Raw genomic sequence first — 25,510 nt, 5'->3', positions numbered from 1 at the left:
TTTTATTTGCAACAATCACGCGCCATGTTAGTCTCTATTTTTAATTTTGGAAGTTTGGATGGCTAGATGGTTTCTTCTTATCTTGATCTCGCACAGTTATCAATCGACCCTCGATTGATAGACACGGCATTAGCAGAGTTAGATTTATTTTTAAATGATGAGAGCAACAGTGTACAGGCTGTTTGGTCTTATCGTATCCCTGAGTTGGGTGAAGGTGGGGCGTGTAGCTTATTTGGGCACCTTCAAGATGAACCATTTGAACTTTCATCTATATTAGATAAAAGTGAAAATACACAAGTATGTTTAACTAAACTACAAGCTATCGTTGACTTTGTTAGTCGTCGTACTCTAGTTGATTGGTTTGGCATTTATCAAACAAGAGTGACGCCTGAAGGCCCTCAATTACTCAAGCTTGCGTATGTCGGCGCACCGAGCAGACCGCTTTTTCCCGTCAATGAACAGTTTGCGGCAACCAGCAATAATGTACAAGTGGTCATGAGCCATCATGCCCGCGTGATTAATGATGTTCAGGCTTATGTTGAAGCTGGAGGAGAGTATTATACTTGCGATCCTAAAGTGCAAGCTGAAACTTGCCTACCATTGTTTGACAGCGCGAACAACTGCATCGGAATCATTGACGCTGAAGCGTTTAGCAAAGAATTTTTTACACCTGATGTATTAGCTTTACTAATCGCTGTATGTATTAAAATTCCTCAGTATCTACCTGAGTGATATAGCTCGTTTTAGCACATAATTATGTTAAGATGAGTTCAGTTTAAACCCCCATTGCTCGGCATCAATAGACATCTAGTGCTGTGTCTGATGCGGTGCTGACCTAATATAAAAAGAGATAAACCATGTTCAGTGAACTAAAACCATTACCGACAGATCCAATTCTTGGCTTGATGGCAGCTTATAAACAAGATACTAATCCGAATAAAATAGATTTAGGCGTTGGTGTATATAAAGATGAGCAGGGTGATACACCAGTTTTACGTGCCGTAAAAAAAGCTGAAGCTTTCCGTTTAGAAAATGAAAAGACCAAGTCTTACATTGGTCTAGCTGGTAATTTGGATTTTTGTCATCAAATGGAATCTTTATTACTAGGTGAGCACAATGCATTGCTAGCAAACCGTGTGCGCACGGCACAAACGCCTGGTGGTACAGGTGCACTGCGTGTTGCGGCTGAGTTTATTAAGCGTTGTAATGCAAATGCAACCGTTTGGGTAACAACGCCAACTTGGGCAAACCACATTAGTTTGTTTGAAGCTGCAGGCTTAAATGTTAAAGAGTATCCTTACTACGATTATGAGAATAAAGGGCTACTGTTTGATGAAATGATCAACACGTTGAAGCAAGTACCAAAAGGCGATGTTGTATTGCTTCATGCATGTTGTCATAACCCAAGTGGTATGGACTTAAACGAACAGCAATGGAAAGTGGTTGCAGAACTTGCGAAAGAAGTCGGTTTTACACCATTAATTGATATTGCTTACCAAGGTTTTGGAACCAGCCTCGACGAAGATGCAAAAGGTCTTCGTATGGTTGCTGATGCGGTAGAAGAAATGATCATCTGTTCTTCATGCTCTAAAAACTTTGGTCTTTACCGTGAACGCATTGGTGCGTGCTCATTGATTGCTAAAGATGCGGCAACTGCAGATGTTTCAAACTCGGTATTGCTAAGCGTAGTGCGCAGTATTTACTCAATGCCGCCAGCGCATGGTGCAGACATTGTGAATACAATTTTGAGCAGCAATGAATTAACGCAAATGTGGTACGAAGAGCTTGACGAAATGCGTAGCCGAATCAATAGTTTACGTACTTTGATCAAAGAAAGCTTAGCAGCAAAAGGTGTTGCGCAAGATTTCTCTTTCATCGATCGCCAAAATGGTATGTTCTCATTCCTAGGCATTAATAAAGAGCAAATCGAGCGTTTACAAAAAGAGTATGCGATTTATATCGTAGGCTCGAGCCGTGTAAACGTAGCGGGTATCAGTAAAGCAAACATCGATTACTTCTCAAATGCCGTGGCTGACGTTTTAAAATAAGACTTCAGTCACATAAAGAAACCCGCTTAGGCGGGTTTTTTTATGTCTTGATTTTATCTTGATGACTTAGCTTTGGTATTAAACAAGGTTAAGCTTCTTTAAGTGGCGTGACATTTTCCGCTTGCGGTTTATTTGCCGCTTTGGTTTTTTTCACTGGTTCAGGTTTTCCGCCTTTTAATACAGCAAGAAACTGATCTTTTTGCTTAGCAATCTCAAGTGCTAAAGACTCAACCTGCTGTTCACTCAACGGTACGTCTACTTTGGTAAGCATTTGTTCTAAAGATTCTGCAACATCTAACATTTTGTCGTATGCATCAGCCTCTTTTTTACTGGTAAAGGTCATGCGCTCGACTCCATTTCTTTCTACCACATACTTAACAACAACAGCCATGATCACTCCTGCTAAACACTGTTTTTTTATACAGTAAATGTTTACATCAATTTATGCAAGGTTTTATTCGCACTTGTTGAGTGCGTACATCAATATTTAGCATAGTCATATTATTAATAAATTACATGATGCGTAATGGTGTGTGAACTTGACAAAAATGTACTACTTACCTTTATTTAAAGGGCTTTCATAAAGTTGTTATTGAAGGCATATATGGACATTAACTAGTAAGGAACTACTATGATTCAATCAATTATTCTTATTGTGACGCTCGTTCTAGCGTTTGGACACTATCCAACCGTACTTGCCCAAACTCCACTCATCGATACTGAAGAGGTTGTAGCACCACCTTCGGTTGAACTCGTGGATATAAATAATGCATCAATAGACGAGTTAACCAGCTTACCAGGTATTGGTCAGAAAAAAGCACAAGCCATTATTGATTATCGTGAGATAAATGGTCGCTTTGACAGCATTGAATCTCTACAACAAGTGAAGGGAATAGGCCCAAGGATGGTTGCTAAATTAGAAGGGAGGATCCGCTTTTAAAAGCAAGGACGGGCCCTTATTCGGGCCCATTTATATGTTCTTTAGAATTAAACTGTTTTTCAGCTTGTTCAATGGTTGATTTAGAAAAGAAAATTTCAATCGGACTAGTAAGCAAAGGGTAGCTTAAGCCTGCCAACAGTAAGATAGGCAGTAGTATCCAACCTTCAACATATGCCAGTGCAATAAAAAAAGGTATCAGTACAGATAGTTTTGCAATACGCAGCATAATTTTTTGAGTGACTGGCAGCATTTCAAGAGCATTTGACAATATACGTTGTTTGTCTCTTAGCTTATAGCCGTCAAGTGCTTTGAGCTGACTGAGTCGTAAAATCATTTGTTTTTTACCAGTAAGGCACAGCCTACGATGGCAATAAAGCTCACACTATAAAATGCGAAGATGATCTCCATCCAACCTGGCATACTCAATGACATAAACGACCAATCGATATTACCGCAATCCCCCGTGGCTGCAAAAAATGCAGGGATCCACTCGTGTAGTGGCATAAATGAAGGGAAATTGGGCACAATGTCACAGGTAAAAGCAAAAGGATCTGTCGTTGTTTGCATATCGATATGCTCACGTGCAATTAACCAGCCCCAAATGCTGCTAACCCCCCATGTCGCATAACCTAACCATCTAAGTAGCAAGTTTTGCGGGTTGATAAAGCCGATAACACCGGCAGCAAATAGCCCTAACATGGCCGTGCGTTGGTAAATACACATAATGCACGGTTCAAGGCCCATGGCATATTGGAAAAACAAAGCTGTAATTTCAAAAATCGCAGCACTAAGTGCCAAAAGCGCCCAAGCTTTTTTAGATAAAGGCAGAGTACCTAGCCAATTCATATCCGCTCCCAAGGATTATCTTTTGGTCGCTATTATGTGGCAAAACTAGATATGCCTGCAACTAATCTCGGCTGACATCAGTATATACTCGATAAGCTTCTTTGCTTGTTAGTTGAAAATCATCTGGTACAATCAGTGGATTACAATGGTACGGTCACGTATTTCACAAAAGTGGTGCTAAATGAGAATTTTCAAAGCCAAAAGCCCAGCAGGATTTGCTGAGGAGTATATTGTTGAATCTATTTGGAATGGGGAATTTCCGCCGGGTTCTATTTTACCTGCTGAGCGAGAGCTATCGGAGTTGATTGGCGTTACGCGCACCACGCTACGTGAAGTTTTACAGCGTTTGGCTCGAGATGGTTGGTTAACTATCCAGCACGGCAAGCCTACTCGCGTAAACAATTTTTGGGAAACCTCAGGGCTAAACATTCTAGAAACGTTAGCACGTTTGGACGAAGACAAAATGCCTGAGTTGACAGACCAACTGCTATCGGCTCGTACCAACATCAGTGCTATTTATACTCGTGCCGCAATTAAGTTTAATCCTGAAGATGTGATTGATATTTTATCAAAGAGTGATGAGCTGGAAGACTCTGCTGAAGCATTCGCTGAATATGACTACCGAGTTCACCATCAACTGGCTATTGCTGGTAACAACCGTATTTATGTGTTGGTACTGAATGGTTTCAAAGGCTTGTACTCGAAGATTGGTGGACATTACTTTTCAGATCCTCGCACCCGTGAGTTGGCAAGACAATTCTATAAAGATTTGACGGTGCTTGCGCAAGAGAAAAACCACGATGGTGCCATTTCGTTGATGCGTAAATACGGTCACAAAACGGGTGAGATCTGGCAGCAGTTACGTGGTGAAATGCCTGAAAACATAATGGATTAAATTCTATTCAAGATTCAGACGCTCCGAATTCGGGGCGTTTTTTTTGCGGGCAAATATTTGAATTAAAAAGCAGCAATCAAAAAAATTGATGGTGGTTATCGTTTTATTCGATTGTTAATTTGCTTATGAGCAGCATAAACTGATGCCAATTTTTACAGAGGCTTGTTTTTTCATTTACCGCCTCAATAATAAGATACAGTGTTAGTACAGATTGATGTGCTAAATTAAATTGGACAAAAAACCTAACTATTTGGAGAAAACAATGGGTGTATTAGTTGGCCGTCAGGCACCAGACTTTACAGCAGCAGCGGTACTAGGTAATGGCGAAATCGTAGATAGCTACAATCTACACGAAAACATCAAAGGTAAAAAAGCGGTTATCTTCTTTTACCCACTAGACTTCACTTTTGTTTGTCCTTCAGAGCTAATCGCTTTTGATAAGCGTTTTGAAGAGTTCCAAAAGCGTGGCGTTGAAGTGATCGGTGTTTCAATCGATTCTCAATTTTCGCACAATGCATGGCGTAACACACCTGTAAATGAAGGTGGTATCGGTCCAGTTAAATATGCACTAGTTGCAGACGTTAAACACGAAATTTGTCAAGCATACGATGTTGAGCACCCAGAAGCTGGTGTTGCTTTCCGTGGTTCTTTCCTAATCGACGAAGAAGGTAACGTACGTCACCAAGTAGTTAACGACCTTCCTTTAGGTCGTAACATCGACGAAATGCTTCGCATGGTTGATGCATTAGCATTCCACAGCGAGCACGGTGAAGTATGTCCTGCTGGTTGGACTGAAGGTAAAGCAGGTATGGATGCAAGCCCTGAAGGTGTTGCTAAGTTCCTATCTGAGAACGAAGACGCTCTATAATTGATACGTTTTTCGTTTAAACCCGCCGCTAGGCGGGTTTTTATTTGCCTGCTCGCTTCTTCAAAGTTCATCTCAACCATACTTTTACCCCATGCTTAATCGTTGTCCTACATGGCGCAAAAGCTCTATCCCCATGTACGCGGCGAATGTGCTCACGACAGGTAATGCTAGTAAGCCCAGTAACATTAACTCATTTCCCATGATTAGGTGCCTCTTGCGTTACTGCAGCTGTTTGTTCTTTTGTTGGTTGTTCAAAAGCGGTATTTAAAGATGAAGTCACAGACTCGAAAGTGGTCACTTTCAGCTCTTCAATGCTGTTGCTGATGCTATTGCTAATTGCGGTACTGATCACATTCGATAGCTCAGCTGTAACATCGGTTGTTAAGTCATTGGCATTTGCAGAAACGCTAACACCACAAAGTAATGCGATAGTTGTTAATTTAGTAAAAGTTTTCATAATCTTGCTCCTTTAATGTATTAGTCGCATTTACTATTACAAAGGTTGTGCCATGTTATGAAAATATTTTAATTAATTGTTTTAATTGTATTTTTATGTTTTTTGATATGAGGTCAATTTTGGCTGGTTGTAAAATTGACCACTTAATTTGGCGAAAAAAGCTATATTTTAGTCATGTTCTAGAAGTTGATAAATCAAGCGCTTAACAGACTCAGGTTCAAATGGTTTATCACACAGTGCATTCACCCCTGATTGCATGATATTAGCAAGATGCGTGTCATTGGCTTCTGAGGTAACCATTAGCACTGGGATATGCGCGTGTTCATCACTGGTTCTAATCGTTTCGGTGAGTTCTTGGCCATTGACTTGAGGCATGTTGTAGTCAGTGACAATCAGGTCAAACATCTGCGTTTGTAAAATTTCAATGGCTTGCGCGCCATCTTCAGCTTCCGTAAAACGATGAGCACCAAGGTTTGTGAGCACGCGTCTGATGTGATTACGAGCAAGACGAGAATCATCAACAATGAGTATTCTGAGGTCTTGTACGTCGTACAGATCAAGTTCTAACTCTTGTGGAGAGAGAATATCAAGGGTGGCATTAAGGGCTTTACCAAGGTGCTGCTTGTTAAACGGCTTTGGCAAAATTGCGATTACACCGGATTGTTTGAATATCTCCAATTGCGCTTTGCGGGTTTCGCTGGATATGAGCATAAATGGAATAGCATATTCACTCAGCTCATGGTTAAGATAATGCTGTAAATCGACTGCGCTGCCATCAGGTAAATGCAGGCAGGAAATGATCAAGTCAGGAATATTGTTGACCAACTGCGCTTTGGCATCATTGATGGAGTCAGCAAAATCAATATGCAATATACCTTCGTCTTTAAGTTCTTTGGTGATGACCTTTCGTTGTGTTGGTGAAGGTTCAACAAGCAGTATCGCAAGATCTGCGCTCAGTAATTCATTCATAGAAACCCTGTTGTTCTAAGCGTTATTAACGTTATTTACAGGGCATATTAACCAAAGGTTTTTCGATGGGCCAGATAATTAATTTGTTAGGCTTAGCGTCTGAACTCATCCGATTGTGGTAAATCGATCAAAATCAAGACCGCTCCTTTGCCACCATATTCAAGTGGCGCTTGATGCATTGCCAATACATCGGGGTGCTGAACTAAGTATTGAGGCACTTTATGCTTGAGAATATGCTCCCCAATCCCATGTACAACACACGCGCAATAGTAATGCTGCTTTTTACATGCATGGATCAAAGCGGCCAATTCGTCTTTTGCTCTGTCTGTATTTAATCCGTGTAGATCTAATATCAGCTCTGGCGCGAAATCCCCTCTGCGCAGCTGTTTTGCCAGATAGCGGTCTGCGCCTGGTTTCACATAATTAACCGTACCATGCGTATCTATATCTGGAATGTATTCGTCGGAAAAATAAAACTCAGATTTGTGCTGCTTCTTTTGCTGTGCCAGATCACTAAATTTCGGTTTTTTGGTGGTGTTACTGAAGCGAATGGTATCCTGCTTCATTTTTGTGGCACCAGCAATGGACTGACGGAATAAATCTAAATCAGCATCGTCTATTTGGGATGATTTTGAGGGTTCTTTTTTCATAGCGCCATTCTAATGAAAAAAAGCGTAAAAACCCAGTATAGAAACCATTACAAGAAATAATATGGTGATATGTGTGCAGATAGGGGGCTTACTTGAAAAATATACCTGTTATGAGCCTAATAAAAGGGGGCTGTGGTGATTGTGTGGTCTAATGCGAGTAACAAGCTAACTGCGCGCACGAGCGCTTTTACTAACGGCTCACGCGCTTGGTTTTAGCACAATACGTCACTTGAACATCATTTTGTGAAAGCAACAGACTGAGCTCTTTCTACGCCCGGCGCTAGCCTGCAATCATTTGCTGACACTACCTCAACAGGCAATAAGTTGCTCGCAGCATTGAGCAACATCAAATAGTTTGCTTGACCGCTCAAAGAGGTTACATCCAATGACCAGTGATTTTTATACTCCTCACTAACGCAGGTGAGCGGCTGCGCTTTTTTAGCAGTGGTGATAAAGTAGGCAACCCCTTCGCTGACTCGTAGGTGTTTAATATAGTCTTTGGCGTACAATGGCCCTGTGTATATAAAAATACTTAACAACGTGAATATTTTAAAGTGTTTCAGCATGAGGCTCTTCCTTACGACTTGCTGCGCCGTAAAAATTGTTTGTATCGTCATTAAATTAAATCAATTACTCATCTCTAAGAATGCAGGGCTTATCGTCGCAAAATGGATGTGTTGTCGGTTCAAGTTCATAACCGTCCATTGGAAAACTGTCTTTTAGACAACGGCCATCCTTCAATAAGTATGAATTGATTGTGACGCGTTTCCTTGAGCTTTCAATGGTTTTGAAATAACGACCACTTTCATAATATGGATTTGCTATCCATTGAGACGGAGAATTAACTACAGCTTGTTCTTTACAGTCTTTTCCTAGAAAAAACAATCGAGTATTAGCAAAAGCACCAGCAGAACGAAAATTTACAAAATGTTGGTTATCACCCGGTCTAATAATCGACCAACCGGCGCCCCCGTTATAACTAACAAATCGCCCAACCTTTGTTACACCATCACCCTTGTAAATCATGGTAATGCCTTTATATCCATCTGCTGAGCGTGGTTTTGGTGCAAACGCAACGCCTTTAGCTCGTTCAATGGTGGGTTCTACCATACAGTCATTGGCACTTTCTACAGTTACGGGCAGCTGGCTTGACACCGCGGTGATCAGCAACGAATACATCGCTCTTCCCACCTCAGACTCTAGGGAAAAGTTATAGTAATTTTTTGTTTGTGATTGCACACAACTGGGTAATTGATGCGTTTTCGCTTCTCCGATAGCAAATCGAACTGTTTGCTCGTTAACACTTAAATGGGTGATCTCGGAAGCTGCAAATGCGTTGCTACTCACAGTAAATAAAAGTGGGTAAACAAAGGAGTGTTTCATTAGTACATCTGCCTAATTAGTTTTTATATTTATAATTAATATGTTTAATTTAATGTTGTTTATTTTTTGAATGCTAAATTTTTTATTTTCGCTTTTTTAATGAAGTAGCCTCACGGCTTTTACTATTCACCTCGAACAATACAGCTTTTACTCCCACATAGTGGATGAATGGTAGGAACGAGTTCGTAAACTGGTTGTGGCCTCTTAACAAATGAATCGTAATCCAAATAACACTGTCTATTTGCGGATAAATATGATTTTAAAACCACTGCTTGGCTTGAATTGACGTCAGCCTTAAACAATGATTTATCTTTATATGACGAGTTAGATATGTAGGGTTCATTTGCTCTGTAATCATCCTGTCGTACAAATGGTTTTCCCGAACAATTAGGTCCAGCAAAATAGATAGCTTTATTTCTAAGCACATCTGCATCAAAAATTGAAAAGCCTTGCTCAGTGTCTGTATGATCCCCTGGCTTGATATACCACCACGTATTGCTAGCTCTAAAATCGACAAACTGTCCTACCTTTGTTACACCATCGCCCTTGTAAATCATGATAATGCCTTTATACCCGTCAGAAGACGACGGGGTAGCTGCGAATGCAATGCCCTTAGCGCGTTCAATGGTGGGTTCTACCATACAATCATTAGCGCTTTCTACAGTGATGGCAAGCTTGCTCGACAGTGCCGTGATCAGCAAAGAGTACATCGCTCTACCAGCGTCAGACTCTAGGGAAAAATTATAGTAACTTTTTGTTTGTGATTGCACACAACTGGGTAATTGATGCGCTTTCGCTTCCCCGATAGCAAATCTAACTGTTTGCTCGTTAACACTTAAATGGGTGATTTCGGAAGCTGCAAATGCAGATGTATTTGATAATATCAAAGGAACAAAACAGGCATAAATTTTCATGAAAATATCAATGTGAAGTGGGTTTTAAAAATTTTGGGTACAGATGATATGGTAGAACAATTAATATGTAAAGATAATTAAATTTTAATCTTATTAAGTCTATTTATATTTTTTTTGATAAAATTTCGGTGATTTTGTTTTATATATGGTGGGCGAAAAGTGCTGGTTCGGTTGTTTTTTACTCTGTTTGTTGTGGGTATTATACCTATTTTATCATTTGCTAGTACAAATACTGGCCCGTCAGTGTCTTATTTTATGGGGTATAACAAAAAAGTATCGCCATTAATTGTTGATAATGTGAGCTATGATGGAAAACTTATGCTCCGTTGGCACGAGTTTGCAAAAGAAGGTCATTACCAACTGGAAATTAGTCGCAAAGATTCAAACTGGCAAACTCTCTACCAAGGCAACAATTTATATTATCAAGCGTCAACTCCTTTAACCGCAGGGCAATATCGCATTCGATTATTATGTGCAGGTTATAATGGCTGCCCAGCGAGTGGCTATTTTGAACAACAAATAGAAGTGATCACCAAACCCGATTATGTACACCTTAACTATGACTATGACACCCAATTAATGCATGTGAAATGGTCGAAAATGGAGCAGGTATCAGGCTATATATTGGAGCAAAGTGACGACATGGGACAAAGCTGGCAAGTGGTAAAACCACAAGCTGCGCAATTTAAAACCACCTCAAACGCGGATGCGTCTAATACAGTTAAACCTAAAGAAAGCACGGGTTTTGTGCCAAAGTCAGATTTACATACACGTGATAACGCGCTTATTTTCATGCCAAGGGATGTAAATAAAAAGGTGATGTTTAGGGTAAAAAACTGTTCAACAGATTACTGTAGCTTGTATACAAATTCTAATGCATTACTCGTTAACGTAAATAATCTGGTGCCTTTAATGCCACAACCTAGCTTTGAACATGGCAGCGCCATGTTTACACTGGACCCACGTTTTGGCTCTTTGTCAATCGCATCAGATACACCACTTAATCCAGAAAAGCCGAGTTATTTAAATATCAAGCTCAAAGATTGGGGTTTTACAACTTATCATAAAATATTTGGCTGGCATGGCGTATATGGCGATATGGGTGGCAAGTATTTAACTGGGGCTTCTATTACAGGTAAAGTACGAGTTAATCAGTTGGCCCCTGAAAGTAAGGTAGTTATTACCCCCGTTGCTTATTACAACTCCAACTATCGGGTTAAAGGTAGCGAGCTGGTTATTGCTCAGGCAAGTGACAAAGCCATTAGTTTTCGAGAAAATTTATGGCTCGATAATACAAAACGCGTGCGTTATATCGCGTATGAAATTCGCTTAGTTGGTCAAGAGGCTGAAGTGCAACTTGACGACATACAGCTGTACGAAGGCTCTGGCGCTGGGCAATTTGCACCATCATTCTCTGTGTCGCCTTCTAACCTCGGTAATAGCATTGAAATGGGGTGGACGCCTTTTCACACAGAGCAAGGGCAGTACCATGTTGAATACACAGAATATGGGCAGGAAAATTGGCAGACTTATTATTATGGTGGTATGAGTCGACGAGCGCTTTACGATATTGCGCATTTGTCGCCGCAGGTATACCAATTTAGGCTCAATTGTCAGGCTGTAATAGGCTGCCCTGAAGGCGGGTATTTATATGATACTTCCGCGATTAAGTATAAATTGGATTCGATAGATCCAAGCGTTGTAAAAGCAACGTTTGACGAATCAAGTAAAACAGTACATTTAGAGTGGCCAACCATTCCGGGTGCCTATGGGTATGCGGTTAATCAAGAAATTGATGGCCGCAATTCAACCAGACTTATACCCCCAGGCTATCTGTGGGCCAAACGTTGGCGTGATGAAGTACTATTTGCGAAAACCAAGACCATTCTACCAGTATCTAAAAGTGGCAAGTATCGCTTTACGATTAGTGCATTTAGTCTATTTCAACAAATGGGCGCATTACCTGAAAAAACGGTGGACGTCACAATCTATACACCCCCTGTGGTCATACCCAAAAGCGTTGATGCAGTGACTGGGTTGTCACCTAAAAACGGCACCGAGATAAAAACCACATCGGGCATATATGTTACATGGCGAAAAGCCTATGTGCGAGGTATGCCGCTAGATACACCACTGATGTATAAACTTTATCTAAATCCGCCACAGGCAAGTGAACCGATAACACCCATTGTTGTGACGGGTAAAGAATACGATAACGGTCATAGGCTAGATAAGTATTTGCTGCAACAAACTGGGGAGTACGAAATAGAAATTGAAGCCTGTACGCTAAACGATATTTGCAGTCATAAAGCCAAAACCCAATTTACAGTGGTTCAGGGAGCACCGCCTGCTCCGGACTATATCGAAGCAACCCCCGTATTTGCATGGGGAGGCGAAGATGAGGACGTTGCTCTCGTCATGCCTGGATCAACTCTAAACATAAAGTGGGGCATGCATGAGTCATACAATCAGGATGTTAATTACAACATTAAACTGTTGGTAAACCTTGACTCTGGTAGCCAAACAACCTCACACAACCTAAAAACAAATTATCCAGACTCCAGTTTAAACTTCACGTTTGATAAAAAAGGGGTTTACATTTTCGTCGTGCGTGCTGTTAGTAAAGCGAGCGATTGCAATTCGTATGGGTGTAAATCAGTTTTGGATAAAACGATAGTTGTTGATGTACAGGATTTTGATTACTTTGAAATACTTCCTCCATCTGTGTTTGATTATACACTTGAAGGGGCAAACTCTCAGATCAATATGGGAGACGTGATCACGCTGTATTGGCGTATGCCAGAACATTATCCACAAAAGCATATCGATACATTGACGTACCGACTTTTCTACCTTGACGATAATAACCAGCTAAAGCGCATCGCGTTAACGGCAAGTGAGGTGAGCCAAATGCAAAAGCAGCATTTGGTAAATACAGAGGGCGTGCAAACCTTCTATATACAAGCGTGCACACAAAGTGGTAAATGCAGTGATAAACGAAAGTTAGTCATACCGATCAATGTGCCAGATTGTAACGTGGTGCCTAAACTGTCGGCGGTCAGTTCTGGCAACATATTTAGGTGGTGTGAGCTACAAAATAAAGAAATTGAAACGTTAGAGGTGAAAACAGCTCATTGTGGTCATAGTTGTGATGCCAATGTGGGAGAACTGTCGTGGCAAGCTTATCATGCAAAAATACCGGTTGCACAGCGCTCTGAGGCTTTAACTTCTATTGGTACCGGGTGGCATGTGCTCAGAGCGAGGGGCTGTACCATAAATGGCCGCTGTTTTGCTTGGAGCAATCGGGTCGAGCTTAATCTCATTGAATATACTGCACCGACCATTAAGGCAACCAGTGGCACGGTATCTTGGGACCGAGTTCCCAATGCAATACATTACGAGTTAGCAAGGGCTATGTGTTCAGGCAATGGCCAGTGTGATGCATTAAAGGTAAATAATTGGCAAGCAGTGCCTAACATTGGATTATCGCGTGAATATGTAGAACCTGAGAATGAAAACACGCAGCAAGAAACGCCTTATATATACAAAGTCAGAGCGTGCTTTTCTGCTAATGCTTGCTCAGCATGGCGCTACGCGGTCATGAAAAAAGCTAAAAAGGTTGTCTTCATCCACACAGATTTGTTGGGCAATCCGGTGGTTGAAACGCAATAAGTAACAAAGTCAAAGCTGCGTAGCGAGAGGTCTGTTGACTTTTCGCTACGCTGTGACGGCTAAAAGCTCAGTTAACTATTTTCAATAGAAATAGACTTAATGGCTTCAAAGTTTGGTATAAATCGGCAATCGCCCGTAGACTCGATATTCACTTGCACATTTTTACTGGCTGCGGCAAGTAAACTTAAATGCATACTTTGACCCGCTAAGGTTTCGAGCGATAACACCCAAATATGGGTGTTATCTTTTGGTACACAGTCAGGCAGTTTACTCATGCGACCATGGGAGGTCACATACACATAGTTACCAACCACTTTTATATCTTGAATATAAGTTTTGATGCCTGCAAACGCATTACCACTGAGTATGGATAATAAAATAAAGGCAGGAATAAAATGTTTTTTAAGCCGAGTAGTCATACAGTTATTTTACACACGCAACATAATGCTTATTTTGGCAGCTTGACAGTTCAAAATTGCCATAGGTTAAATTAAGAGTAATTCCAGAGTGGGCGTGAGTGTGAGTGTAGTTTTTACAATTTATTAAGTCTCGTATTTTGGGGCGATCATAAAAATTGTAGTTCATATCAAAGTTATTTACTTGTCCCCCCTTAAAAATAAACGAGTAAATCATATAGGGCAAATTTAAGTTTTTATTATCGTTTATTTCAACCGAAACATCTTTAACAACATCATTTATCCAAATCTTCTTAGAAAGAAGGTTAGTGGGGATCGAACCTTTTATACTTGGGTATTCTTCCCATTTCATAGCACGACCTGTTGGAAAATAGGCTTTACATGCTTTATTAAGTAAGCCTGAGGGGGTTGAGCTTTGCCAAGAGTGAGTAGATTGATTGAGTTTGCCATTATAAGGCCCTATCAATCCGGCAAATTCCACCGGCGACTCTTCGCTTTGTTGATTAAACTTACTAATACTTAACCCTTTTACAACTTCAATGCCATCGGCTGTACAGGTTGAATTGCTATCCACGGTGACGGTGGCATCTTTGCTAAACGCAGTCACTAAGTTAGAGTACATGGCGCGACCTGAGTGGGTGGTTAAGTCAACAGCCCACAATTGTTTAGTCGTTGCATTTACACAGCTTGGCACATCGTGCTCTTTTATTTTAGTTAATTTAAATAAGGCCGTATCGCCGCTAATTGTTAAGTCGGCGATGGTGCTGGCATACGCATTTGATAAAAATAATGCGCTACAAAGTATTATAGGTTTGGTTTTAAAAGCCATTAGTTTCTTGATTCCTAATATTGCTGCAATTTATATAGGGTTGAACGAAGTACTTAAGTGGTATTTTATCTAACACATGCGAGTCTACGAGGCTGTATGCACGACGCTACCGAGAGTCGAGAGTTTTCAAAAACGACAGTGTGATAATTGGGTAAATTATTTTGTACCTGAAAGTTGCCACATGATGAGTAATACGGTTTATTCGGGTTATAATTTAAATTAGAAAAGTCAGAAATATTCCCGTCTTTGAGCAACGCGGTGGTTGAATAAAGCGGTTGATTATTTTTGACATAAACGTGTGTTGAAAACCATTGTAACCCATCCGGCATCCACAACGCTGGTACAGTATGGGCAGGGTCGGTGATTAAGTCGGGCAATAAACGTGAAAACTCCTCCCATGTGGCCATTCGTGAACCAGAATATTTGCTATTGCATATTTGATTTAATCGTTTTCTAAAAGCAGGAGAGTTGGGGCCAAAGTTATTCTCATTACCTGGTAAGCGATTAGAGTAACCAGCAAAAGTGAGTTTATCCGGCTCGCTAGAAAAGTGACTTATCTCGACCGACTCTGCTTTTTCGTATCCACTACCCTGAGTACACAACATTGCACTTTGAACAGTGACATTGGTTTCTTTTGACAATGCGGTAATGAGCATTGAATAGATGGCTCTGCCAGTATGAGTTTGTAGATCGGCCGCCCAATAATCTTTTACATCGCTTTGCGCGGCACACGCGGGCAAAGCGTGGCTTTTAGGGCTTTTAAGTTTAAATACAGCAAGGTCACCTTTTACTTTTATTTCAGCAATATTGGTTGCCTGTGCATTTACTGCAAAAGTCAGTGCAATCAAAGCAGATAGTATAGATATGGGCTTATTTTGAGATATATGTTTCATTCTGAGCTTTCTGGCAATTATTTGGCCCCGTATTTTATACAATAAGTGCAGAATTATACAACAATCTATCGCGTTGTGATTTTTGCAGTAATTTCATTGGTGTTGGTATGGTTGTTGTTATTTTGGGTAACCACATGTAATATTGCCGCATTTTTTTGTAGTGAGAACAATGTAAATGAAACACTTTATATCTTTTTGGGTGCTCAGTCTTTTTAGCGCAAATGTGCTTAGTGCAACAATGGTTGAGTTAAAAGTGGATGGTGACTTAGCCATTTTTAAAACTGCAACAGCAAAAACTCATGTAGAACCTAGCTGTGTCGGCGAATCACTAAAGCCTTATTGGGGAGTTGACCTAACGACTGCTTCGGGTAAAGCCATGTACTCAAGTTTAGTGGCTGCATTTAGTTTAGGTGCCCATGTTGAAGCTCAAACAAGTGGCGCTTGTTCTTCTGAAAAAGGCTATGAACTTGCTAAAAGTGTTGCACTTTCGAGTGTGTCAAGTGGTATTAAGGTGGCTCGTTTAGCTGGTTTTGCAGGCCCCTATGAAGGTAATTTTGGTGCGCAAACTGTGGATGGGTATGACAACCCACTGGCCGCAATGGACGGTGTATGTGCTGCGCGATTTGGTGGTGCACGTACTATGCAGTGGCAAGATTACCTTGAAATAAAGCATGTTTACAAACCTCATAAGGGTAAACAGGTATGGATGTTTAACCCCATAAGCCATATTAGCCAATCAGCGTATGCAAATAATGGTTATAAAAGCATACGCACAAGTGATATATAAAAATGGAAAAATTGAAGATGTAATAGAAAATCGTGATTATCTTCCACTGACAAAAGGCAACTTAAACTGTAGTAACTTTGGCAGTAATCATGATATCACTCAAGGTATATATTTTTGGAATGGTCATTTTTCTAGAGGGGCATGTAATATCGCGAGATATGTGCCGTGTGTATATTAATGAGAATTAATAAAATTAAAAATAATATGGTGCTTGCGCCGTGGATACTTATGTTTTCCTTTGCTTGTAACGCACAGTACTACATCAAAGACGTAAAAGTAGAGGGGCAGTGGGTTATCGTGACCACACATACTAACCATGCTTATGCTCCACCATGTGTTGAATCTAATAAAAAGAATCAATGGGCGTTTTTAAATAACACGCTTTCTGGCCAGAGTATGTACTTAAATGTACTTACTGCTGCAACACAAAAACTACCGATTAAAGTGGATGCAGAGCAAAAATGCACATTTTATCCGGGTGTCGAAAATATTAGCGCGTTGGCGATAGTGAGCGTTCAATAAGGGAACCTATGCGATATTTTTCTATTTACTTAATTTTATTTAACTTTTGGGTAAGTGCCGCGTTTGCTAGCAATGCCTTTTTACCAGCAACATCCTATTATGTTAACCAAGAGCATAACTATCAAACGCAATTAAGTACCCAACAAGCAAGTTTTGATGGCAACATAAATTTAAGCTGGTCTGACTTTAAATTAGGTGTTGAAAATTATGTTTTAGAATACAAAGTACACGGTTCAAATGAATGGCAGGTTTTATACGAAGGTCCAAATTTGTATTACAGCAACGACTTACCTTTGAAAACCAATACCTATAATTTTCGAGTTAAATGTGCCGGTTATAAAGATTGCCCAGAGTCTGGATATTTATATCAGCAAACTGAGGTTGTACTTAAGCCTAAGTATGTAAACCTAGCGTATGATAACCGCTCTCAGAGTGTGAATGTTTATTGGCAAGGTCTAGAAAATACAGAAGGTTATGTTTTAGAGCAGTCACTTGATAAAGGGAGTTCTTGGCAACAAGTTGTACCCAATGAACCCGACACTCGATTATATCAAGGGCAAAACTTCTCCGGTTTTGTGAGTAAAAGTAATGATGTAGTTTTAACGAAAGCAGCATCTCGAACGCTCGCACAGCGTGCGGGCATTAAACTAGACACCAGCCTTTATTCAACACAAACGATTAACCGAGCCTTAAATGATGCGGCGGCAAATGGCAGTTTTAAATACCGCGTTAAGAACTGTAACTCTGCACTTTGTGGAGAGACAAAACTCTCAAACCAATATAATGAAAAACCTTTAGTCGGCCTAATGCCCGATCCTACTTTCGAAACGGGCCAGTTGCAGTTTTTACCTAATAACGCTGAAGAATTAACCATAGAAACTGCCAGACCCATTAGTGGGCAGAGAAGTTTGCGTGCCTCTTTAGTTAACTGGGGATATATTCAATATGCTCATAAATATTACCGTTGGAATAATAAATATACGAAAAGTGGTCTAAATGGTGCAACAGCAAGTGGGAAAATTGTAGTTGATTACTTAGCACAAGACTCACGGATTAGTATTTATCCAGTTGCCTATTATAGAGAAGGAGACTCAGGTCACAGACTTGAGGGGCAGCGGTTGATTATTAAGCGCAGCCCGACTAGAGCTGACAAGCTTATTTTAGAAACTGTTCGTGGCGAAATTGAAGTTGATGCGAATAAGCCAATAGATTTTAATCAACAAATTTGGTTGGGTGAATCTCAACCTATTATGAATTTACAGTACTATGTTCGTCTATTAGGTAGCGCAGCGCGTTTTCGTTTGGATAACGCGCAGCTATCTGAAAATGGTGGCTTAGGACAATTTGATCCTTCCTTTTCAATATATTTATCTAACTATATCGGTCAATTGAAGTCGGAATGGACCAACTTTGCACACAATAATGTTGCATTAAAAGACGAAGGAAATACCAATCTACCAGCGGCACAATGTAAAGCGCTTAATACCGGCAACAATAAAGACCACTATTACTTGGTTGAATATATTCGCGATAGTGAAGCTAACTCGCCAAATGCAAACTGGCAGACTTTTTATTGCGGTAAGGGTTGGCGACATGAAAACATCAGTGCAATGGAAACGGGTCGTTATCGCTTTAGATTAGAATGTAACGGCTTCCCGAACTGTTCTCAATCAGGTTATGTTTACGGGCACTCTATTGTACTGCGCGAAGTGGAAGACGTATTGGCGCAACTTAATCAGCGCGACAAGAAAGTGATTTTGACTTGGCCCAAAACACTGGGTGCATATGGGTACATTATTCAAGAAAGGACCAGTTATAGCGGTAATTGGCAGGATATTACCCCATCGTCTATTGATGAACAGATGGTATGGCGTGGCGATCATTTGTTTACAAATAACCGAGCCGTTGTGACACCGCGTTTTTATGAAGGGCGCAGTGCGCAATTTAGAATAAAAGCGTGTCGTTATACCCGCTGTCAGGACAACTTTGGTTATTCGAATAAGGTGTATTATTTAAATGGTGCTTCCGATGGGCCAGTCGGAAAAGTGCGTCACTTTAAAGCCAATAAAACAAACATTATTCCTGGTGAGGCAATTGTATTGAGCTGGGACAGACCCATAAACAACGCCGGTACTCCTTATCAAGATGAAATGACTTACAATATTTATGTTAAAAAACCCGATGGCGCTGAGTTTTTGAAGTGGAGTGGTTTAACAGAGCAAAGTGTCAAGCGAGAAGGTGATACGGGCGTACAACGTACCGGGATACAAAAGTTTAGGATTGAAGCGTGTAACTCGTTTGGGAGTTGTGGGCCTTCTGTTGAAACGCAAGTGACGGTAAATGGGCAAACTCCAATGCCTATAGAGTTTACGACTGCAAACACAGACATAAATATTGGCGACACCATCGCTTTAAACTGGAAAATGAGCGCGAACTACACGCAAGCTGTGCGTTTTAACGTGTATGTTAATACGCCGACAATGGGTGTGAATGAGCGCTTGAAGTTTAGATCTAACCTAACTACCACATCAACTGAGAGGCTGATTAACAAAGCGGGTGTTCATACTTTCTTTATTGAAGCATGTAGCGATATTGGCGGTTGCAGTGAACGACGCTCTTTAGTGATCACCGTAAAAGAGCCAGAGTGCAAAATTATTCCAAAGCTTGAAGCCCCCTCATCGGGTAATGTTTTTACTTGGTGTGAGCTCGAAGACAAGCGCATTAAGACGTTGGAGGTGATTTACGCGGCGTGTGGTGACAGTTGTAAGCATGATGCAGCTCAGCTGCAATGGAAAAACTATGGTCGCCCCTTGTCTGCTTCCAAACTATCTGGAGCGGTTACGTCAGTTGGTGTTGGGTTACACGCGGTGAGAACAAGAGGGTGCACAGCAACTGGCGAATGTTTTGGTTGGAGTAACATCATTAACCTCAACCTATTCGAGTATCACAAACCAAATGCTAAGTTGAAAGGAGACATCGTCTCTTGGGACAAAATAGAGTCAGCGACTCGTTACGAGATGGCTAAGTTCGAATGTCCTTCGCAAGAAAAATGTAACGCTGAAGTACTATTGGGCTGGGAGGATATACCAAATATTGGGCAGGCAACCTCGTATAAAGTCGCACAGAATAAAGAACACTTTATGCATTACAGAGTAAGAGCATGTTATGGCTCGACAGCTTGTTCTGAATGGAGTTATGCGTTAGAGCAAAAGACCAAACAAGTTATATATATCCACACCGACTTGTTGGGTAATCCGGTGGCGGAGACCATAGCGAAATAAAAAAAGGCAGTGCTTTAGAAGAACTTTGAAGCACTGCCTGCAAATTTAAAGTCAAAGAATAGTTTTGATGTGAGCTTTATCGCTCACATATGATTTTTGGGATAAAACTGTGAAAAAGAATTTCAAAAACAATAGTAATGTGTTTATAAAAACGACGCTGATAGGAGCGCTCGGCACTTGTAGTCATTTAGTTTTGGCTCAGCAAAGTGTTGATTTGAGCAAGTTTGTCATTACGCTGGGTCAACAGGTGAGTGAGCCCGCTGGGAAAGTAGACGGTATTCAAACTGCCATGTTGCGCCATATGCAAAGCTCAATACAAGCTGAAAATGATAATGGCATACCAAATATAGATCGTCGTGAGATAACGACAAATTATCGTGAACTTTTCAATTTAGACCATAAAGTTGAAGCTTATACATCAGATTTGTTTGGCGAGCGGTATGGCGCAGCGACGGGGTCAATTTCATTTAGTCATACGGATATAAGTATTCCAGGGAATAGTAGTTTACCGGTTGACCTAACGCGGATTTATGTTGGCTCGGATTCTTTTGATACCAATACCCGGGATTTTGGAACTTGGGGCATAGATTTACCTCATGTACGCGCTAACTTGTTGTCTCTTGAAGAGAGTGTTGCTTTTAAAGGCAGCTGGGGCACGGGTAAAGCGTGTACTGGTGAATTAGGTGATGGTGGCACATGGGCGCCTTATGTTAGCCAATCTTACGAGCCAGAAATGGGGCAAAGTGTCTGGAATGGAGACCAAATTCATATTCCAAATTATGGTAGTTCAAAAATACTGATTGACAGTAATGGTAAAAAAACAACGAATCAAAATTGGGAAATTTCATGCATTGATACGCCGCATGGGTATGAAGGGTTTGTTGTAACCACAAATGACGGAACTCGTTATACTTTTGGTCAATTGCGCATTGTGGGCGGTAAATCGTTGACATTAATTGAACCAAGCCAATTTGCAAAAAGAAAGTCGCCGCAGTTTAGAACCTATCACGCGTTTTTACTGCCTACGCAAATAGAAGATAAGTTTGGTAACTGGGTTAAGTATCAGTACAACGGTGTGTTGTTAACCAATATCACCTCAAGTGACAACAGAGAAATTGAGTTAACTTACTATGGTCAAAATGAAGCGTATCCTAATTTAGTTAAATCCGTAACAAATGTGGGTTCAGGTCAAGTTTGGCAATATGACTATGAAAGCTTAGGTGGATTTTTCAAATCGACGTACGTTGGTATGGATTTATACCCAGGAGACTACCAATTTACCGACGACATAGTCACTTTAAAGACGGTAACGCGACCAGATAATTTAAAATGGCAATTTGCTTATCCCGAAGGAGAATCGAGGTTTAATTGGAAAGCCGCCTATTTGGGATTCCACTCATATAGGGTGCCAACAGACGAAAAGAGCAGTAACCCTAAGGTGTGTGAGTTTGATAGAAACGAAGGTAACTGGGTTACGATGACGCACCCTCATGGTGCGGTTGCAACTTTCAACTATCAATTAAGGTCAATGAACCGTGCTGGAGTTGAATATAAAATAGTTGCGCCAAAGTACTTAACTGAATGGGAAGCGGGGCAAGTAGAAACCACGGCTTGTACAATGGCCTTCACCTTGTCAGATAAAACCATCACTTTGAGTGACAATACCTCATACAAATGGGCGTATAATTATTACAACTCAGTTGCTTATTATGAAGAAAAGCAAACATATATCACTCGCGAAGGGTATCCGACTTTACCCTACAATCTAATTTGGGCGGATATTAAGACAACCGTTGTCACTGCACCTGATAACAGTAAAGTAGCTCACTATTTTAGCGCGCGCTTTGGAGAAACAGAAAATAAGGAAGTGCTGACAGCATATTTTGCTAAAGACGGTAGCACTCAATTACGTCAAATTTTAAAGGTAGAAGAAAACAGCCCAAGTCGTGGCGAAAGTAAAGTACGCCATGACTTTACCAGCGCCTACTTTGCTCGTCAAAAATCAACCATTACGTATGAAAAAACAGGTGAATCGACGGACTTTAGCGATGCTTATGAAGTCACAAACGAAACATTTAATGATTACGACGCGCCCACGCTGACCAAAGAATCAAGCCCGACTGCAACGCGTTATATTAAACGCGGTTATGAACATGATGAGAATAACCATGTATTTAACTTGCTAAATTCGGTGTCGGTGTCTGCTGATAATAATACGTTTACACAAGCTTACTCAGCAGACTACGCGGCAAAATCAGCCAGTGATAGCTCGTATACCAATATTAAATTGCTAACCAACTTATACGAATATGGGCAACTTAAAAAAACCTACGCGACTTATACCGATGAAGGGCAAGTGTCTGAAATTCAGTTTAACGACACCCGTTTACAAAGCAATGGTACGCGTAGCAGCGACAAAAATTACCTAAAGCGCACCAATTTTTACCGTGGTAAAGCGCAAAACTTTGAAATGCCAGCCCGTATTGAGGGGGTGGGAAGCGTTATTACAGGCAGTATGGAAGTGAACTCAAACGGTTGGGTAACCAGCACCACAGACTTTAACGGTAATAAAACCCAATATCACTATGACATTATGGGGCGTATCACCGGGGTTGATTTAAGTAATGACGCTAATGGCACTTGGTTAGATACCGCCTATGAATGGGATTTAGCCAATAATACCCGTACCGTAAAGCGCTGTACGCTTATCGCTGGTACGGGGACCTGTGCCGATAGCTCTGTATTTACCAGCACAGAATACTATGACAATTGGTTGCGTTTAACTAAGTCGGTCGCCAACGACGTGACAAATAGCTTGTATCGTACCCAAACGTTTACTTATGACTACGCTAATCGACCTATTTTTACTTCAATTGTCACAGCTGACCAATCAGAGTCTGATTATGGCACTACCAATACCTATGACGGCTTAGGACGAAAAATTGAAGAAGCCAAAAGCGGCTTGGGCAGTATAAAAACAAAATATCTTGCGGGTAATAAAGTACAAGTTACCGACGCAAAAGGGAACATAACAACCACACAATATCTTGCGTATGGCTCACCCAGCTACAGTACAGCCAAAGAAATTGTCAATACGCTTGATGGCGGTGATGTTACTACCACGTTAGACATAGATATTTTGGGCAATATTAAAACCATTACGCAAGCGGGTAAATCAAGCAAAGACGGCTCGAATGTTTCAGCCATTGAAACACGTCAGTATGACAGTAACAATAACCTATGTTTGGTATCGCGCCCTGATGTGGGCAATACCCTATTTGGTTACAATGCACTGGGGTTAATGACGTGGAAACAAGAAGGGGTATCCTCAACAGAGTGTACAACCAGTAAGCCTGCAAATGCGATTAGCTACACGTATGATAACCTAGGCGACCCATACAAGGTGACTTACCCAACGGGGGATACAACACCAGCGTTAACCTACACCCACGACAACAGTGGTAATGTAACTAAACTTATTGCAGGGGACGTAGAGCACGATTACCACTACAACAATCAAGGATTGCTTGAATTTGAGCGTATTTATATTGCGGGTCAAACGGTGAGCCTTGAGGCTGATCATGGTTATAACAGCTTGTTGCATCGCAGCAGTTTAACGTACCCAGACTATACGACGGTGCACTTTGCGCCCAATGGTTTTGGTGAGCCAACCCAAGCGCTTGTATACAAGCCGGGTAGTACTTCAGAAGTAGAACTCACGTTTGCGACCAATGCACAATACAATGGCCAAGGCGCTTTAACCAGATTTACCTATGGTAATGGTGCAACCCATTCGCAAACTTATGACAATCAAAGTGGGCTACCAACCGTATTAGTTGATACCCTTGCAAGTAAAAAGGTTGTAAACCTCACTTATAGCTACGACAACAATGCCAATGTAACGTCGATAATCGATGCGGTTAAGCCAGAGTTTAGCTTGACGACATTGCAGTATGACAAACTTAACCGTTTAACTCATGTTTATGGTGGGTCTGAAGCTGGCGACAGCACCATACAATACGATGGGCTGGGCAATATTGAAAAGTATACCGCGCTTGGCCGAACGCTAACTTACAACTACGATAGAACCACTAACCGTTTAAGTAGTGTTACAGGCACAGGTACGCAGGGCAAATATAGCTCAATTGGCTATGATGCACGCGGTAGTATCACGCACAATGGTGCCTTTGCACTTGACTATAACTCAGCAAATCAAATGGTGAGCGCCAAAGGCAACAGCTATTTGTACGATGGTCACAACCGTCGAGTTAAGCAGGTTGAAGCCCAAGGCACCAGCTATAGTTTTTATAGCCAAGATGGCACATTGTTATATCGCGAAGAAGGAAGCAACATTGCAGGTGAGGGCGTCAACTACATTTACTTAGGTAAAAAGCTGATTGCTAAATACGGGTTTACTGATGCACAATCGTTAGAAGAAAGCCGCCAGCAGTACCGCCCTTACGGTGAAGTAATAGGCGAAGCCAAAGACGATATTGGTTACACGGGGCATAAGTTCGATAAAGAACTAGGCTTGAGTTATATGCAGGCACGATACTATGATCCAGTTATCGGGCGTTTTTATTCGAATGATCCTGTTGGGTTCAGGGATGTACATAGTTTTAACCGCTATGCTTATGCGAATAATAATCCGTATAAATATACAGACCCTACTGGAATGTGTTCGCAAGATAACTCAAGCTCAGGAGCAGCATGTGTAACCGAAGATTGGTTGACCAAGAAGCTCGAACCGTTAATGGTAGAGCTTCTTGAAGCTATGGGAGCAGAAGCTGTTCCAGATGGTGAGCGAGACCCTAATGGGGAGTTTGCACATTCGGCTGACGAAAACTCTATAGGTGAAGAAGTTCTTGCTATTGGAATTATTGCGGCAAAAGCAAAACTAACTGGTGGCGGTAAGAAAAAAATTGGTAACTTAGGTGGTCTAAAAGATAAATCAGCTGCTGACGCGATTAAGCAAAGAGGTGGTGGGGCAAGCCAAGTAAACCAATTGGGGGAATATAGCTCGCTAACTGTAGGTCAACTTGCGAATATGGCTGCGGCAGGAGATAAAAAGGCAGAAACGGCAATGAAAATTATTAAGCAAGCATCCAAGAAAGCCCAAAAATATGGAGGGAAATAAGGA

General features: G+C 41.1%; 22 protein-coding genes. 10 read left to right on the top strand and 12 right to left on the bottom strand.

Annotated features, from left to right (window positions below):
- Nucleotides 1–66 precede the first annotated feature (66 nt).
- Complete coding sequence (locus AC5FX4_RS14995) at nt 67–732, top strand: GAF domain-containing protein (RefSeq protein WP_493607154.1); 666 nt, start codon at nt 67–69, stop codon at nt 730–732.
- A gap of 125 nt (nt 733–857) precedes the next feature.
- Nucleotides 858–2,048 (top strand): amino acid aminotransferase, encoded by a 1,191-nt coding sequence (locus AC5FX4_RS14990; protein WP_493607153.1) that lies wholly within the window; start codon nt 858–860, stop codon nt 2,046–2,048.
- An 88-nt stretch (nt 2,049–2,136) separates the two neighbouring features.
- On the opposite strand, the gene AC5FX4_RS14985 is transcribed toward AC5FX4_RS14990, so the two are convergent.
- Nucleotides 2,137–2,439, bottom strand: coding sequence for a YebG family protein (locus tag AC5FX4_RS14985; RefSeq protein ID WP_493607152.1), 303 nt, complete (start codon nt 2,437–2,439; stop codon nt 2,137–2,139).
- Nucleotides 2,440–2,679: 240 nt separating this feature from the next.
- Between AC5FX4_RS14985 and AC5FX4_RS14980 the strand changes: the two genes are divergently transcribed.
- Nucleotides 2,680–2,988, top strand: coding sequence for a ComEA family DNA-binding protein (locus AC5FX4_RS14980; protein WP_493607151.1), 309 nt, complete (start codon nt 2,680–2,682; stop codon nt 2,986–2,988).
- Nucleotides 2,989–3,004: 16 nt separating this feature from the next.
- Here AC5FX4_RS14980 and AC5FX4_RS14975 read toward each other — a convergent pair whose 3' ends face one another.
- Entirely contained in the window at nt 3,005–3,322 is a 318-nt protein-coding gene (locus AC5FX4_RS14975) for a DUF6170 family protein (protein ID WP_493607150.1), read from the bottom strand.
- Nucleotides 3,319–3,834: a disulfide bond formation protein DsbB gene (gene dsbB, locus AC5FX4_RS14970; RefSeq protein ID WP_493607149.1), complete on the bottom strand. Its 516-nt coding sequence runs from the start codon at nt 3,832–3,834 to the stop codon at nt 3,319–3,321. The genes AC5FX4_RS14975 and dsbB overlap by 4 nt, the downstream gene beginning before the upstream one ends.
- Nucleotides 3,835–4,015: 181 nt before the next feature.
- Here dsbB and fadR point away from each other — a divergent pair, with 181 nt between their 5' ends.
- Both fadR and AC5FX4_RS14960 read left to right on the top strand, forming a co-directional pair.
- A complete protein-coding gene (gene fadR, locus AC5FX4_RS14965) occupies nt 4,016–4,729 on the top strand; it encodes a fatty acid metabolism transcriptional regulator FadR (RefSeq protein WP_493607148.1) in 714 nt (237 codons plus the stop codon).
- Nucleotides 4,730–4,991: 262 nt separating this feature from the next.
- On the top strand, nt 4,992–5,597 hold the full coding sequence (locus AC5FX4_RS14960; protein ID WP_493607147.1) for a peroxiredoxin C: 606 nt from the start codon (nt 4,992–4,994) through the stop codon (nt 5,595–5,597).
- 190 nt (nt 5,598–5,787) lie between these two features.
- Here the strand turns inward: AC5FX4_RS14960 and AC5FX4_RS14955 are convergent, their stop codons facing one another.
- From AC5FX4_RS14955 to AC5FX4_RS14930, 6 genes are all read right to left on the bottom strand, one after another.
- Entirely contained in the window at nt 5,788–6,054 is a 267-nt protein-coding gene (locus tag AC5FX4_RS14955) for a hypothetical protein (protein WP_493607146.1), read from the bottom strand.
- 168 nt (nt 6,055–6,222) lie between these two features.
- Entirely contained in the window at nt 6,223–7,023 is an 801-nt protein-coding gene (locus AC5FX4_RS14950; RefSeq protein ID WP_493607145.1) for a response regulator, read from the bottom strand.
- 92 nt (nt 7,024–7,115) lie between these two features.
- Complete coding sequence (gene smrB, locus AC5FX4_RS14945; RefSeq protein ID WP_493607144.1) at nt 7,116–7,673, bottom strand: endonuclease SmrB; 558 nt, start codon at nt 7,671–7,673, stop codon at nt 7,116–7,118.
- Between the two features lie 236 nt (nt 7,674–7,909).
- Nucleotides 7,910–8,239, bottom strand: a complete 330-nt coding sequence (locus tag AC5FX4_RS14940) for a hypothetical protein (protein ID WP_493607143.1) — start codon at nt 8,237–8,239, stop codon at nt 7,910–7,912.
- Between the two features lie 64 nt (nt 8,240–8,303).
- Nucleotides 8,304–9,056, bottom strand: a complete 753-nt coding sequence (locus AC5FX4_RS14935) for a hypothetical protein (protein WP_493607142.1) — start codon at nt 9,054–9,056, stop codon at nt 8,304–8,306.
- A gap of 122 nt (nt 9,057–9,178) precedes the next feature.
- Complete coding sequence (locus AC5FX4_RS14930; RefSeq protein WP_493607141.1) at nt 9,179–9,970, bottom strand: hypothetical protein; 792 nt, start codon at nt 9,968–9,970, stop codon at nt 9,179–9,181.
- Between the two features lie 318 nt (nt 9,971–10,288).
- Between AC5FX4_RS14930 and AC5FX4_RS14925 the strand changes: the two genes are divergently transcribed.
- Nucleotides 10,289–13,642: a hypothetical protein gene (locus tag AC5FX4_RS14925; protein ID WP_493607140.1), complete on the top strand. Its 3,354-nt coding sequence runs from the start codon at nt 10,289–10,291 to the stop codon at nt 13,640–13,642.
- A gap of 71 nt (nt 13,643–13,713) precedes the next feature.
- On the opposite strand, the gene AC5FX4_RS14920 is transcribed toward AC5FX4_RS14925, so the two are convergent.
- The 3 genes from AC5FX4_RS14920 to AC5FX4_RS14910 form a co-directional block, all read right to left on the bottom strand.
- On the bottom strand, nt 13,714–14,061 hold the full coding sequence (locus AC5FX4_RS14920) for a hypothetical protein (protein ID WP_493607139.1): 348 nt from the start codon (nt 14,059–14,061) through the stop codon (nt 13,714–13,716).
- A gap of 4 nt (nt 14,062–14,065) precedes the next feature.
- Nucleotides 14,066–14,887, bottom strand: coding sequence for a hypothetical protein (locus tag AC5FX4_RS14915; RefSeq protein ID WP_493607138.1), 822 nt, complete (start codon nt 14,885–14,887; stop codon nt 14,066–14,068).
- Nucleotides 14,888–14,952: 65 nt separating this feature from the next.
- The gene (locus AC5FX4_RS14910; protein WP_493607137.1) at nt 14,953–15,780 is read right to left on the bottom strand and encodes a hypothetical protein; all 828 of its coding nucleotides are present in this window, start codon (nt 15,778–15,780) and stop codon (nt 14,953–14,955) included.
- Nucleotides 15,781–15,955: 175 nt separating this feature from the next.
- Here AC5FX4_RS14910 and AC5FX4_RS14905 point away from each other — a divergent pair, with 175 nt between their 5' ends.
- The 4 genes from AC5FX4_RS14905 (at nt 15,956) to AC5FX4_RS14890 (ending at nt 25,507) form a co-directional block, all read left to right on the top strand.
- Nucleotides 15,956–16,567: a hypothetical protein gene (locus AC5FX4_RS14905; protein WP_493607136.1), complete on the top strand. Its 612-nt coding sequence runs from the start codon at nt 15,956–15,958 to the stop codon at nt 16,565–16,567.
- 177 nt (nt 16,568–16,744) lie between these two features.
- The gene (locus AC5FX4_RS14900) at nt 16,745–17,089 is read left to right on the top strand and encodes a hypothetical protein (RefSeq protein WP_493607135.1); all 345 of its coding nucleotides are present in this window, start codon (nt 16,745–16,747) and stop codon (nt 17,087–17,089) included.
- An 8-nt stretch (nt 17,090–17,097) separates the two neighbouring features.
- The gene (locus AC5FX4_RS14895; RefSeq protein ID WP_493607134.1) at nt 17,098–20,370 is read left to right on the top strand and encodes a hypothetical protein; all 3,273 of its coding nucleotides are present in this window, start codon (nt 17,098–17,100) and stop codon (nt 20,368–20,370) included.
- Nucleotides 20,371–20,479: 109 nt separating this feature from the next.
- The gene (locus tag AC5FX4_RS14890; protein WP_493607133.1) at nt 20,480–25,507 is read left to right on the top strand and encodes an RHS repeat domain-containing protein; all 5,028 of its coding nucleotides are present in this window, start codon (nt 20,480–20,482) and stop codon (nt 25,505–25,507) included.
- The last annotated feature ends 3 nt before the right edge of the window (nt 25,508–25,510 follow it).

The organism is Pseudoalteromonas sp. ATL1 (genome assembly GCF_058933015.1).
Note: the sequence above shows the minus strand (reverse complement) of the source record. Positions and strands in the feature narration are given on the sequence as shown.

Bases quoted from the DNA above. Each gene is read 5' to 3' on its own strand.
- AC5FX4_RS14995 (WP_493607154.1), top strand. From the start codon at position 67: ATGGTTTCTTCTTATCTTGATCTCGCACAGTTATCAATCGACCCTCGA.
- AC5FX4_RS14990 (WP_493607153.1), top strand. From the start codon at position 858: ATGTTCAGTGAACTAAAACCATTACCGACAGATCCAATTCTTGGCTTG.
- AC5FX4_RS14985 (WP_493607152.1), bottom strand. From the start codon at position 2,439: ATGGCTGTTGTTGTTAAGTATGTGGTAGAAAGAAATGGAGTCGAGCGC.
- AC5FX4_RS14980 (WP_493607151.1), top strand. From the start codon at position 2,680: ATGATTCAATCAATTATTCTTATTGTGACGCTCGTTCTAGCGTTTGGA.
- AC5FX4_RS14975 (WP_493607150.1), bottom strand. From the start codon at position 3,322: ATGATTTTACGACTCAGTCAGCTCAAAGCACTTGACGGCTATAAGCTA.
- dsbB (WP_493607149.1), bottom strand. From the start codon at position 3,834: ATGAATTGGCTAGGTACTCTGCCTTTATCTAAAAAAGCTTGGGCGCTT.
- fadR (WP_493607148.1), top strand. From the start codon at position 4,016: ATGAGAATTTTCAAAGCCAAAAGCCCAGCAGGATTTGCTGAGGAGTAT.
- AC5FX4_RS14960 (WP_493607147.1), top strand. From the start codon at position 4,992: ATGGGTGTATTAGTTGGCCGTCAGGCACCAGACTTTACAGCAGCAGCG.
- AC5FX4_RS14955 (WP_493607146.1), bottom strand. From the start codon at position 6,054: ATGAAAACTTTTACTAAATTAACAACTATCGCATTACTTTGTGGTGTT.
- AC5FX4_RS14950 (WP_493607145.1), bottom strand. From the start codon at position 7,023: ATGAATGAATTACTGAGCGCAGATCTTGCGATACTGCTTGTTGAACCT.
- smrB (WP_493607144.1), bottom strand. From the start codon at position 7,673: ATGAAAAAAGAACCCTCAAAATCATCCCAAATAGACGATGCTGATTTA.
- AC5FX4_RS14940 (WP_493607143.1), bottom strand. From the start codon at position 8,239: ATGCTGAAACACTTTAAAATATTCACGTTGTTAAGTATTTTTATATAC.
- AC5FX4_RS14935 (WP_493607142.1), bottom strand. From the start codon at position 9,056: ATGAAACACTCCTTTGTTTACCCACTTTTATTTACTGTGAGTAGCAAC.
- AC5FX4_RS14930 (WP_493607141.1), bottom strand. From the start codon at position 9,970: ATGAAAATTTATGCCTGTTTTGTTCCTTTGATATTATCAAATACATCT.
- AC5FX4_RS14925 (WP_493607140.1), top strand. From the start codon at position 10,289: ATGCTCCGTTGGCACGAGTTTGCAAAAGAAGGTCATTACCAACTGGAA.
- AC5FX4_RS14920 (WP_493607139.1), bottom strand. From the start codon at position 14,061: ATGACTACTCGGCTTAAAAAACATTTTATTCCTGCCTTTATTTTATTA.
- AC5FX4_RS14915 (WP_493607138.1), bottom strand. From the start codon at position 14,887: ATGGCTTTTAAAACCAAACCTATAATACTTTGTAGCGCATTATTTTTA.
- AC5FX4_RS14910 (WP_493607137.1), bottom strand. From the start codon at position 15,780: ATGAAACATATATCTCAAAATAAGCCCATATCTATACTATCTGCTTTG.
- AC5FX4_RS14905 (WP_493607136.1), top strand. From the start codon at position 15,956: ATGAAACACTTTATATCTTTTTGGGTGCTCAGTCTTTTTAGCGCAAAT.
- AC5FX4_RS14900 (WP_493607135.1), top strand. From the start codon at position 16,745: ATGAGAATTAATAAAATTAAAAATAATATGGTGCTTGCGCCGTGGATA.
- AC5FX4_RS14895 (WP_493607134.1), top strand. From the start codon at position 17,098: ATGCGATATTTTTCTATTTACTTAATTTTATTTAACTTTTGGGTAAGT.